Source organism: Pantoea sp. GL120224-02 (genome assembly GCF_900215395.1).
GTDB lineage: Bacteria > Pseudomonadota > Gammaproteobacteria > Enterobacterales > Enterobacteriaceae > Pantoea > Pantoea communis.
In genome coordinates this window covers 1-10,501 of the sequence record NZ_OBEC01000024.1, presented here as the reverse complement: position 1 = coordinate 10,501, position 10,501 = coordinate 1, and the positions used below count along the sequence as shown (strand labels likewise).

General features: G+C 53.7%; 9 protein-coding genes and 2 rRNA genes. 5 read left to right on the top strand and 6 right to left on the bottom strand.

Translation table 11 applies throughout. From position 1 onward, the window contains the following. The 3 genes from CRO33_RS24075 to CRO33_RS24065 all read left to right on the top strand — a co-directional run. A 23S ribosomal RNA gene (locus CRO33_RS24075) occupies positions 1–269 on the top strand; the annotation flags it as partial. 229 nt (positions 270–498) lie between these two features. Further along, positions 499–614: ribosomal RNA gene (gene rrf, locus CRO33_RS24070) — 5S ribosomal RNA — on the top strand. Between the two features lie 212 nt (positions 615–826). Next, positions 827–2,131, top strand: a complete 1,305-nt coding sequence (locus tag CRO33_RS24065; protein ID WP_097119814.1) for an MFS family transporter — start codon at positions 827–829, stop codon at positions 2,129–2,131. Here the strand turns inward: CRO33_RS24065 and CRO33_RS24060 are convergent, their stop codons facing one another. The 6 genes from CRO33_RS24060 to trxC all read right to left on the bottom strand — a co-directional run bounded on the left by CRO33_RS24060 (position 2,132) and on the right by trxC (position 8,675). After that, entirely contained in the window at positions 2,132–2,452 is a 321-nt protein-coding gene (locus tag CRO33_RS24060; RefSeq protein ID WP_058959193.1) for a YfiM family lipoprotein, read from the bottom strand. 3 nt (positions 2,453–2,455) lie between these two features. Next, positions 2,456–3,811, bottom strand: coding sequence for a CDP-diacylglycerol--serine O-phosphatidyltransferase (pssA, locus tag CRO33_RS24055; protein WP_097119813.1), 1,356 nt, complete (start codon positions 3,809–3,811; stop codon positions 2,456–2,458). Between the two features lie 122 nt (positions 3,812–3,933). Further along, on the bottom strand, positions 3,934–6,585 hold the full coding sequence (locus CRO33_RS24050; protein ID WP_097119812.1) for a bifunctional acetate--CoA ligase family protein/GNAT family N-acetyltransferase: 2,652 nt from the start codon (positions 6,583–6,585) through the stop codon (positions 3,934–3,936). 43 nt (positions 6,586–6,628) lie between these two features. Then, complete coding sequence (locus CRO33_RS24045) at positions 6,629–7,399, bottom strand: YaeF family permuted papain-like enzyme (RefSeq protein ID WP_097119811.1); 771 nt, start codon at positions 7,397–7,399, stop codon at positions 6,629–6,631. An 85-nt stretch (positions 7,400–7,484) separates the two neighbouring features. Then, on the bottom strand, positions 7,485–8,177 hold the full coding sequence (locus CRO33_RS24040; protein WP_097119810.1) for a tRNA-uridine aminocarboxypropyltransferase: 693 nt from the start codon (positions 8,175–8,177) through the stop codon (positions 7,485–7,487). A gap of 78 nt (positions 8,178–8,255) precedes the next feature. Further along, complete coding sequence (gene trxC, locus CRO33_RS24035; protein ID WP_034825465.1) at positions 8,256–8,675, bottom strand: thioredoxin TrxC; 420 nt, start codon at positions 8,673–8,675, stop codon at positions 8,256–8,258. 156 nt (positions 8,676–8,831) lie between these two features. Here trxC and CRO33_RS24030 point away from each other — a divergent pair, with 156 nt between their 5' ends. Both CRO33_RS24030 and CRO33_RS24025 read left to right on the top strand, forming a co-directional pair. Then, positions 8,832–9,947, top strand: a complete 1,116-nt coding sequence (locus CRO33_RS24030) for a tRNA/rRNA methyltransferase (RefSeq protein WP_097119809.1) — start codon at positions 8,832–8,834, stop codon at positions 9,945–9,947. A 102-nt stretch (positions 9,948–10,049) separates the two neighbouring features. Then, on the top strand, positions 10,050–10,501 hold a 452-nt coding region (locus CRO33_RS24025; protein WP_176505815.1), incomplete at its 3' end, for a transposase domain-containing protein.

Genomic DNA, 10,501 nt, shown 5'->3' with positions numbered 1-10,501 from the left:
TTGAGGGGGGTTGCTCCTAGTACGAGAGGACCGGAGTGAACGCACCACTGGTGTTCGGGTTGTCATGCCAATGGCATTGCCCGGTAGCTAAGTGCGGAAAAGATAAGTGCTGAAAGCATCTAAGCACGAAACTTGCCCCGAGATGAGTTCTCCCTGACTCCCAGAGAGTCCTGAAGGGACGTTGAAGACGACGACGTTGATAGGCCGGATGTGTAAGTGCAGCGATGCATTGAGCTAACCGGTACTAATGACCCGTGAGGCTTAACCTTACAACGCCAGAGGCGTTTTTTGAGAGACGCAGAAGTAGATTTTCAGCTTTGTTCATCCGGATAAAAGAATTAGCGATGTCCTGCGGAGTTAAGTCCGAAGGATTTTGCGCTGAGGCAAGGCGCCGACCGGGACGGAACGAAGGAGCATACTGAGGTATGTGACTGAGTTACGCGAGGGAGAGCAACGCAGCATCAGCACAAAAGACACAGGACAGAGCACAAGAATTTGCCTGGCGGCTTTAGCGCGGTGGTCCCACCTGACCCCATGCCGAACTCAGAAGTGAAACGCCGTAGCGCCGATGGTAGTGTGGGGCCTCCCCATGCGAGAGTAGGGAACTGCCAGGCATCAAACAAGTGAAGAAACCCTGAACGAAAGTTCAGGGTTTTTTTACGTCTATATAACGCTGAAATTGCATGCAATCGCCCTAATTTCACCCCCAAAATCCCTTACTAATCACAAATTAGCACCTTCAACGTCATCCAATTCCCGAAACCGCCCAACACGTGCTTTACTGAATCCTTTGGCATTAATTTATCGCAAGGAAATGAGGTAAGACATGACCGACTCACTACAACAAAAAGTGGCACCATCTGAATCAACGATAAACAGCAAACAACGCATCTGGGCGATTGTTGGCGCGTCATCGGGCAACCTGGTCGAGTGGTTCGATTTCTACGTTTACTCCTTTTTCTCACTCTATTTCGCGCATGTATTCTTCCCGGCAGGCGATACCACTACGCAGTTACTGCAAACAGCAGGTGTATTCGCCGCTGGATTTTTAATGCGTCCGATTGGTGGCTGGCTGTTTGGCTATATCGCCGATCGCCATGGACGTAAAAACTCAATGCTGATTTCTGTCTGCATGATGTGTTTAGGATCCCTGGTGATCGCCTGCCTGCCAGGATACGGCGAAATTGGCGTAGCGGCACCGGTGATCCTGCTGCTGGCGCGTATGTTTCAAGGGTTGTCAGTGGGAGGAGAGTATGGCACCAGCGCTACTTACATGAGTGAAGTCGCTTTAGAAGGCCGTAAAGGATTTTACGCATCATTCCAGTATGTGACGCTGATCGGCGGGCAGCTGTTAGCGGTTCTTACCGTGGTAGTGCTGCAACAGATCCTCAGCGACGAAGAGTTGCGGAGTTGGGGTTGGCGTATCCCCTTCTTCCTTGGCGCCGTGCTGGCTGTGGTCGCTCTGTGGCTGCGTCGCTCACTGAATGAAACCTCCGAGAAAAAGAATCGTGAACATAAAGATGCGGGCAGCGTTATGGGTTTGCTGCGCAATCACTCACGCGCATTTCTGATGGTATTGGGTTTTACTGCCGGCGGTTCACTGAGCTTCTACACCTTTACCACCTACATGCAAAAGTATCTCGTCAACACGGCAGGGATGGATGCACGCAGTGCCAGCGGATTGATGACTGCTGCATTATTCGTCTTCATGTTGATTCAGCCGATCGTTGGAGCGCTTTCAGATAAGATCGGTCGTCGATCCTCGATGATGATCTTTGGTGCGGGTGCAGCGGTCTGTACCGTGCCGATCCTGATGATGCTGCAAAATGTGCAGAGCGGTTGGGCCGCATTTGCACTGATCATGCTGGCGCTGATTATCACCAGCTTCTATACCGCCATCAGTGGCATTCTGAAAGCAGAAATGTTCCCGCCAGAAGTGCGCGCACTAGGTGTTGGCTTATCTTATGCGGTGGCTAATGCGATCTTTGGTGGTTCGGCCGAGTATGTCGCTTTACTGCTGAAGAAAGAGGGGATTGAAACCAGTTTCTTCTGGTATGTGTCGGCGATGGGGGCATTGGCCTTCGTTATTTCCCTGATGCTCCATCGCAAAGGGAAGGGCATTGCACTGTGATTATTGGCTTAAATTCCACAAGGCAACGCCAGTGGCCGCTCCCGCCACGTCATAGCTGAGATCTTTCCAACTCCAGCCGCTCCCCGAAGAGCGGCTGTCATATAACTCTTTTCCTACGCCAAAACTCAGCGAGAACAAAAAGCCAAAACGTAAATTTTGTCCACGGCTTTGATGCTGGTGTTGGGAGATTTCACTGCCGGCAGCGGCTAGCACGGCAGAAGAGAAGAAGTGTTCAGCTTTGTCCTTACCGGTCCAGTTATCTTGTGCCACATGCGCACATCCACTACAAAGTAAAACTACGCAGAGGATGAACGCACGCATCTGCTAGAGTAAGCGACTGATAAGACGGTCAATACGGATACGGCGTAGACGACGGATTAACTTACGTACTTTCGCCGGATAGTCAGAAATACTCTCTAATTCGCGGAAGTGCTGGACCGTCGTGGTATGTTCACGAATCAACGCCAGCTCTTTCTCGCGCTGTTCTGCCAGCTCATTCTTCGGATCATGGATAAGCACCGCATTTTCCAAATCCAGTCGCCAGGCGCGCGGATTAAGGTTATTACCGGTAATCATCATCCACTCGTCATCCACCCAAATGCCTTTCAGGTGATAACTGTTTTCGCCGTCTTTCCACAAACGCACCGTCAACTGGCCGTTATTGACGTAATACTGCAAACGGCTCAGAAAGCGTCGCAGGTTGATCTCATACAGATAGGGCAGTGCGCCGATGATTTTAAACGGCTGGTCAGGCGGGATGTAGAAATCGTTGGCGGTTTTATCGCCCACGATGATCTCCACTTCTTTACCCTGACGCAGCAGGTGGATCAGATTACGCACCAGGATCGCTGGCAGGTTGAAGTAAGGCGTGCACAGCGTCAGTTTACGCTCGGCGCACGGCATCAAATGGAAGATGGTTTTATTGAGCAGACTGCGTTTGCCAAGGCCCACCAGCGGCGTGACCGCCAGTGAGTCATTGTCAGTATTCCCCGCGAACTGGTAGTTAAAACTGCGCAAATCCTGGCGGAACTGGCGTGTTTCGTTTTTAATTTCAGGGCTGGATGGACGCTCAGTCTGGTCAAGGCGATTAACCGCATCGGACTGCTTGAGATTTTCGCAAATCCACGCGTACATGGTGTCCGCCAATTGTGGATTGCGGATTAGCTGATAGCGATCATAGCGATATTTATCATGCTGATGCAGATATACATCATTCAGGCTGGCGCCGCTATACAGTAAGGTGTCATCAATAATGAAGCCTTTCAGATGCAGTACGCCAAGTGCTTCACGCGTGTTAACGGGAATGCCATACACTGGAATAGCGATCTCGGGATGCTGTGCTGCCATCTCGCAATACCAATCAGCGTTGGTCAGTCCACGAGCGGCGCCAATTCGGCCACGCTGCGCGCGATGCCAATCCACCAGAATACTGATATCCAGCTCCGGACGTGCCTGACGCGCAGCATAGAGCGCCTGCATGATGCCACGCCCGCCGTCGTCGTTCTCGAGATAGAGCGCGGCGATGCAGATGCGTTTTTCAGCCGCAGCGATTTTCGTCAGCAGGGTCTCACGGAACTCGGCAGGCGAGTAAAGCGTGGTCACATCCGACACGGATTGTGACAGTTTAGGCAGCTGTGCGAGGTGTTGTTGGTGTTTATTGCGTTTAAATTTAGACAACATCACAGTGCACTTCTTCTCTGTTCATTGCATGGCCTTTTGCCATCAAATCATGATCCTAACGGTAAATAATAACATCAACCGGCCTGATAAGGAGGATTTTTACCTTTCTGTACAGGATATCATCACGCCTCACCGAGCGGTAAATTCAGGCTGACAATGCCATCATCCAATTGTATATTCACACGAAAATTCAGTTTTCGTGCCAGCGTAATCATGCCGGTGTTGTGTGGCATGGTGATACCGTTCAATTGTTGCAGACCATGATCGCGCGTATAGCGGATCATCTTTTCCAGCAATCGTCTGCCCATCCCGAGTCCTTTAAGATCGGAGCGCACCAGCACCGAAAACTCCGCATCAATGTTATCGGCATCCGAGATCGCACGCGTCACACCAATAATCTCATCATTCCCGTTGTGCTGTCGTACTGCAACAATGGCCATCTCTCGGTCATAGTCGATTTGGGTCATGTTGGCGAGATCCTCATGCGTGAACTCATTGATCTCACTGAAATAACGATAATAAAGGTCTTCTTTCGTTACCTGAGCGATAAACGCGCGCAGTTGTGGTTCATCTTCCGGCAAGATCGGACGGAACAGGCAATACTGCCCATCTTTCAGCTGTACTTGTTCTTCAAGATGATGCGGGTAAGGACGGATAGCCAGACGCGCTTCGTTATCACCAGTAAATGGCGCGAGTTGCAGCGTGACATCCAGCAAGGTGAATTCATTCGCGGAGGCCAGCAGCGGATGGATATCCAGCCGCTGGATCTCCGGGCAATCTACCACCAGATTTGAAACCTGCACCAGCAATTGGCTCAGCCCGGCAATATCCAGTGGACGCAACGCACTGCGACTGCGCACTTTGCCGCTCTTCATCGCCTGAATCACCAGATAACGCGCCAGCGTCATGTTCAATGGGGGAAGTGCGACGGCAGCCTGTTTATCGGCCTGCCATTCTACGCCGCCTTCACCCAGCATAATGATGGGACCAAACAGCGGATCTTGCTCCACCACCACGCGTAATTCCTGCGCACCCGCACGATTCGCCATGCTTTGTACCAGCAATCCATCAATTCGGGCTTGAGGATGGGTGTGGCGCACGCGATCAAATATCGCTTCAGCGGCCTGCTCGACCTCCTCACAACTGCGCAGATACAGCATCACGCCCTGAACTTCTGATTTGTGTGGAATATCCGGCGACCGCAGCTTAAGCGCCACCGGATAACCAATCTGATCGGCAGTAGTGGCGGCCTCACGGCTGTCACTCGCAATCCAGGTCGGTAGCGTCGACAAACCATACGCTTGCAGCACCGGTTGCACTTCGTGGGTATCCAGCGTGTTGATCCCCTGATCCAGCGCTTGCTGAATCAACTGGTGCGCCTGCGTACTATTTTGTGTCAGGCCTATCGGCAAAGCGGGGGTTTCACGCAATTGCTTCTGGTTACGGCGATATTCGACCTGGTGCATGAAAGCGGTCACCGTGCCTTCCGGCGTGCGCCAGGTGGGGATTCCGGCCTGAGTGAAAGCACGACGAGCGGCTTGTGACGAGTATTCGCCACACCAGTTAGTGAGAAGTGTCACCTGTTTGCCGCGCGGATGTTTTGCCACTGTCGCAATAATTTGCTCGGCCGTTTCGGTGGCGGGAGACACGGCGCTCGGGGCATGGATAATCATTAATGCATCGAGTTCATGGCTATCCAGTAGTTGTTCAATGCAGGCAACATAGCGCGCAGGGGTGGCATCGTCCTTGAGATCCAGCGGATTACCGCGCCCAACGCCCTCGGGCAACAACGTGGTCAAGGCTTGTAAAGTCTCATCACTCAGCGTAGCCAGTTTGCCATTACGCGCGTACAGCTCATCCAGTGCTAAGGCTGCGGGGGCTGCGCCGTTGCTGATGATCATCAATCTATCCCCTCGCAATGGACGCATATGGCTTAGCGATTCCACCGCGGAAAACAGTTCATGCGTGTCCTGCACCCGCAGCAAACCGGCACGCTGAATCGCGGCATCCCATGCTGCATCCAGCCCGCTGAGTGTGCCAATCATCGCCTGTGCCTGATGGCTGCGACCGCTTTTGATCACCAGAATCGGTTTATTGCGTGAGGCGCTACGAGAGGCCGAAACAAAGCGGCGCGCATCACTGAGATGCTCTAGATAGAGCAGAATAGCGCTGGTTTTACCGTCACGCGCCAGGAAATCCAGCAAGTCATCAACATCAATATCCAGACTGTCGCCCAAAGCGATAAACCAGGAGAAGCCGAGATTGCGCTGTTGAGCCCAATCAAGAATGGTGTTGGATACCGCAGCGGATTGAGAAATAAAGGCAATGCGTCCTTTTGCGATCGGCACCGGCGAGAAGCTGGCGTTTAATCCTTGCCACGGGGCCAGCAATCCCAGACTGTTCGGGCCGAGCAGGCGAATTTGCCACTGGCTGGCGCAGGCTTTCAACTCTTCAAGCTGACTGGCGGGCGAGGAGAGAATGATGCAGGCTTTGCAGCCTTTATCACCCAGCTGCTGCAGCAGCTCCAGATTGCGTTTGGCATGAGTACAGATAATGGCGAGATCGGGCGCGAACGGCAGGCTGGCAATATCCGGCCAGGCCAGCACACCGCTTACGGCTTTATACTTCGGCGTGACCGGCAGCACCGGACCGCTAAATCCGCCAGCCAGCAAATTACGCATCATAAAGTAGCCGGCGCGCCCCGGTGTAACTGACGCACCAATCACCGCGATTGATTTAGGTCGTAACAGTGCTTCCAGTCCGCGTTGGCTCATCATCCGCTCCCGACATCAAGATTGGCATGATTGTAAACGCTTTTTACTCTGCTTGCCGACTCGCCGATCGCAGGCTGAGGATCTCTTTAAGGTTCCAGCGCTTTAAATGGCCGATGTACTGCATATTCTGCTCGCTATGCCATGCTGAGACATCTCCATCACGCAGATGCATGAGATCAGCCGGACTGACCCAGCTCGCCTGTCCCTGAAGTAGCTCGACGCCTGCATGGCGATATCCTGCGATGACGAATTCTGAGCAGAAGAAGCGATTGGCTTGAGGATCGTCAACGTCGGCGAGTTGCACGCGCGCTAATGCAGTGAGACAGGCACTGCGTAGATTTTCGTGCATCAGCGGCAGCTCGCAGACGCGGCGCGAAACCATAAACGGCATGAACATCACGATACCTTTGAAATTGTATTTTTTGCCTTGTTGCTGGTGGGCAAATTCGCGCAACAGCGAGCTTTGGTCTTGAGTGAGGCTGGGCACGCGTAGCACCAACACGTTATTACTCTCCTCAATAGCCTGTTGCAGCGGAATGATTTTGACACCACTGCCCACGGCTTCCGCCACTTGCCGATCACCCAGGTAGATTGCGGCATGGCTGACACCGCTGAAGCTAATCAGGCGAATGCCCCAGGATTGAGGCGAGGTGGCGGAGGAGAGCAGCAAATCACCGGGCTGCAATTCAGCAACGCTAATGATGCCACCTGGGCGTGTGCTAACGGATTGTAACGGCAGTGGGTAAGGGCAGTCAGTTTGCGGTGCCGTGCTGCAGCCCGCTATCAGCAGCACAACAAGCCACCAGACTTTCATAGCGCATCATCCTTATGTTGGGAGCCAACTCCATGGCGATGTGCGACTATAAATCAAACGGACGAGTTAAAAAATCAGGCGATCCCTACAGCACACTTTCCTGATAGTGCACAGGATGATGCGGCTTGCCTGCCAAATAAGCGTGGCGGAAATGCTCAAAATGCTGCTGTAACGCGCTTGCTGCCTCAACATCGCCAGCCTGTTCCAGCAGCGCGGCGGCCACTTCAGCGGTACAGTGCTGGCCCTCGCCGTGCGCTTCCCGCAGCGTGTAGCGCGACGGTGTGGAAACGTTGAGTGACATCACCGGGAACGCATCCAGCCAGGGGCTTTTGCGGAACATTTTGCGGGCTTCGGTCCAGGTGCCATCCAGCATAATAAATAGCGGTGGTTTGCCGGTGAGCGGAGGTGTGATGAGGACTTCCCTGCCTGCATCGGCATACGAGCCCGGAAATACTACCAGTGGCTGATAATCGGTGGTTTGCACTGCTGCGAGCATCGCTTCATCAGGTTCGGTGCGTGACCAGCCAAACGCCAGCGTATCAGGCAGGATATCGGCAATCAGGCGTCCGGTATTGCTCGGCTTCATCGGCTCGGTATCGAACATCACCAGGCAAAAACGGCTGCGTGCTAGCTGCGGTTGCAGCGTGGCACACAGGCAATTTTTTTGCGGCAACAGACAACGCTGGCAACGCAACACGCGATTGCCACGGGCAAGAAACGGGCGCGTAGCGCGTGCTAAACGTTGCGCACGTAAGCGCAGAACGGCATTTTCAGACATAGAATCGCAGGCAGGAAAAAAACGCCAGTTTAATGGAAGGCGAACAGCAAGGCCAGCACAGGGGCTGGCCTGAGGTGCTTAAAGTGATTCGTCGAGCCACTCATTAAACGGCGCTTTGGGCATTGCCCCGTTTAACATGTCGACCATCTCACCTTTTTTGAACACCATAATGGTCGGGATACTGCGGATGCGGAAGCGTGAGCTGAGTGCCGGTTCGGCTTCCGTGTTCACTTTCACAAAGCGCACTTTACCGCGGCGTTCGTCAGCGACATCCTTAAAAACAGGCGCGAAGTTCACGCACGGACCGCACCACGGCGCCCAAAAGTCGACCACCACGGGCAAATCGTCCTGCAAATATTTATCAAGCGTGGCTGCCGTGGCATTCACGACTTCACCATTGAACAGCTCGTCGCCACAGCGACCACACTTGGCGCCATCGGCAATACGTTCCTCGGGAACGCGGTTAGTTGCCTGACAGGAGGCACATACAGTATTCATCGTCACCTCAAACCGGACCTGTAAATGTTATGATTGCCGAACATTATGAAAAGGTTGAGTGCTATGCTCAATCTGGATTGCCCAATAGGTTCAATAGTTGATAGCTAAGCTCCAGCACATCAGGTAATCTTCGCGCTCTCAATGCAGGAGGAACAAATGAACGACGAATTTAAAGGCAAAAGCGGCAAGGTAAAAGTGATGTATGTACGTGATGAGGATGCAGGCCAAAAGCCAAATCCCCGTACCGGCAAAGGCGGCCGTCCTGCTGCGCGCCAGGAAGATAATCGTCGTTCTGGTCCTCGTACTGCACGTAATAATGAAGAAGGTGGTCGCAGCAGTGCAGGTGGACGCGGAACGCCCGCGCGTGATGCACGCAATGCTGACCGCGGTCGCAGCTTCGGTCGTCGCGACGATCGTGATGACAATCGCAGCTTTGGTGATTCTCCGTGGCGCACCGTTTCACGCCCACCGGTAGCGGACGATAGCCAGATTGATGAGGCAGCGAGCAATAAGCCGGTGATCGATCCCGAGCAGATTCGCCGTCAGCGTCAGGAAGAGACGCGCGTTTACGGCGAAAATGCCTGCCAGGCGCTGTTTGCCAGCCGTCCAGAGAGCATTGTACGTGCCTGGTTTATCCAGAGCGTCACCCCGCGCTTCCGCGAAACGCTGCGCTGGTTAGCGGCCAACCGTAAAGCCTACCACGTGGTGGATGATGCCGAGCTGACTAAGGCTTCAGGCACCGAACACCACGGCGGCGTGTGCTTCATCATCAAGAAACGTATAGGCATGGAAGTCTCTGAGTGGCTGAAAAAAGCGGATACCAGGGATTGCGTGCTGGCGCTGGAAGATGTCAGCAACCCGCACAATCTCGGTGGCATCATGCGTAGCTGCGCACACTTCGGTGTGAAAGGTTTGCTGGTTAACGATGCTTCCCTGCTGGAATCGGGCGCGGCAGTACGTACTGCCGAAGGTGGCGCAGAACATGTGCAGGCGATCAGCGGTGAAAGTTTTGCCAGCGGTCTGGAAGCCTTCCGCAAAGCGGGTTACACCATCGTGACGACTTCAAGCCATGAAGGCACGCCGCTGGCGAAAGCTGAGCTGCCAGCCAAAATGGTGTTGGTACTGGGTCAGGAGCGTGAAGGTCTGTCCGACAGCGCCTTCCAGCAGGGTGATATCAGCCTGTCGATTGGCGGTACCGGCAACGTTGAGAGTCTTAACGTCTCCGTGGCGACTGGCATTCTGCTCGCCGAATGGTGGCGCCAGAACGCATAAAAGAAAACGGGCCGAAAGGCCTAATGCCGATCAGTTAAGGATCAGTTGAACGATCCAGTGGCTGTGTAAGAATCCGGAAACGCTTCGTTTCCGGATTTTTTTATGCAGCTCAGTCAGGCCCTTGATATCGTCTCTCGTTACGATTCTCTTCGTAATCCTCTGAATACGCTCGCGGATGTTCTTGACCCTGCGCTCATCAGCCGCTGCCTTGAGGAAGCTGGCACGGTCACGCTCCGTAAGCGCAGACTCACTACAGATCTGATGGTCTGGTGTCTCATCGGCATGGCCCTTGAGCGCAAAGAATCCCTTCACGCCATCGTTAATCGCCTTGATATTCTTTTACCGGGAAACCGTCCTTTCGTTGCGCCCAGTGCCGTAGTGCAGGCAAGGCAGCGGCTGGGGGACGACGCTGTACGGCGGGTTTTCGGACAGAGCAGCGAGCTCTGGAATGCACAGACTTCCCACCCTGACTGGTGTGGTCTGACGCTGTACGCTGTTGACGGCGTTGTCTGGCGCACGCCAGAAACACCTGATAATGAGAAGGCTTTCGTCCG

What these genes read in the sequence shown, in the direction of transcription:
- CRO33_RS24030 (WP_097119809.1), top strand. Translation starts at nt 8,832, where the DNA reads ATGAACGACGAATTTAAAGGCAAAAGCGGCAAGGTAAAAGTGATGTAT.
- CRO33_RS24040 (WP_097119810.1), bottom strand. Translation starts at nt 8,177, where the DNA reads ATGTCTGAAAATGCCGTTCTGCGCTTACGTGCGCAACGTTTAGCACGC.
- trxC (WP_034825465.1), bottom strand. Translation starts at nt 8,675, where the DNA reads ATGAATACTGTATGTGCCTCCTGTCAGGCAACTAACCGCGTTCCCGAG.
- CRO33_RS24065 (WP_097119814.1), top strand. Translation starts at nt 827, where the DNA reads ATGACCGACTCACTACAACAAAAAGTGGCACCATCTGAATCAACGATA.
- CRO33_RS24060 (WP_058959193.1), bottom strand. Translation starts at nt 2,452, where the DNA reads ATGCGTGCGTTCATCCTCTGCGTAGTTTTACTTTGTAGTGGATGTGCG.
- CRO33_RS24045 (WP_097119811.1), bottom strand. Translation starts at nt 7,399, where the DNA reads ATGAAAGTCTGGTGGCTTGTTGTGCTGCTGATAGCGGGCTGCAGCACG.
- pssA (WP_097119813.1), bottom strand. Translation starts at nt 3,811, where the DNA reads ATGTTGTCTAAATTTAAACGCAATAAACACCAACAACACCTCGCACAG.
- CRO33_RS24050 (WP_097119812.1), bottom strand. Translation starts at nt 6,585, where the DNA reads ATGAGCCAACGCGGACTGGAAGCACTGTTACGACCTAAATCAATCGCG.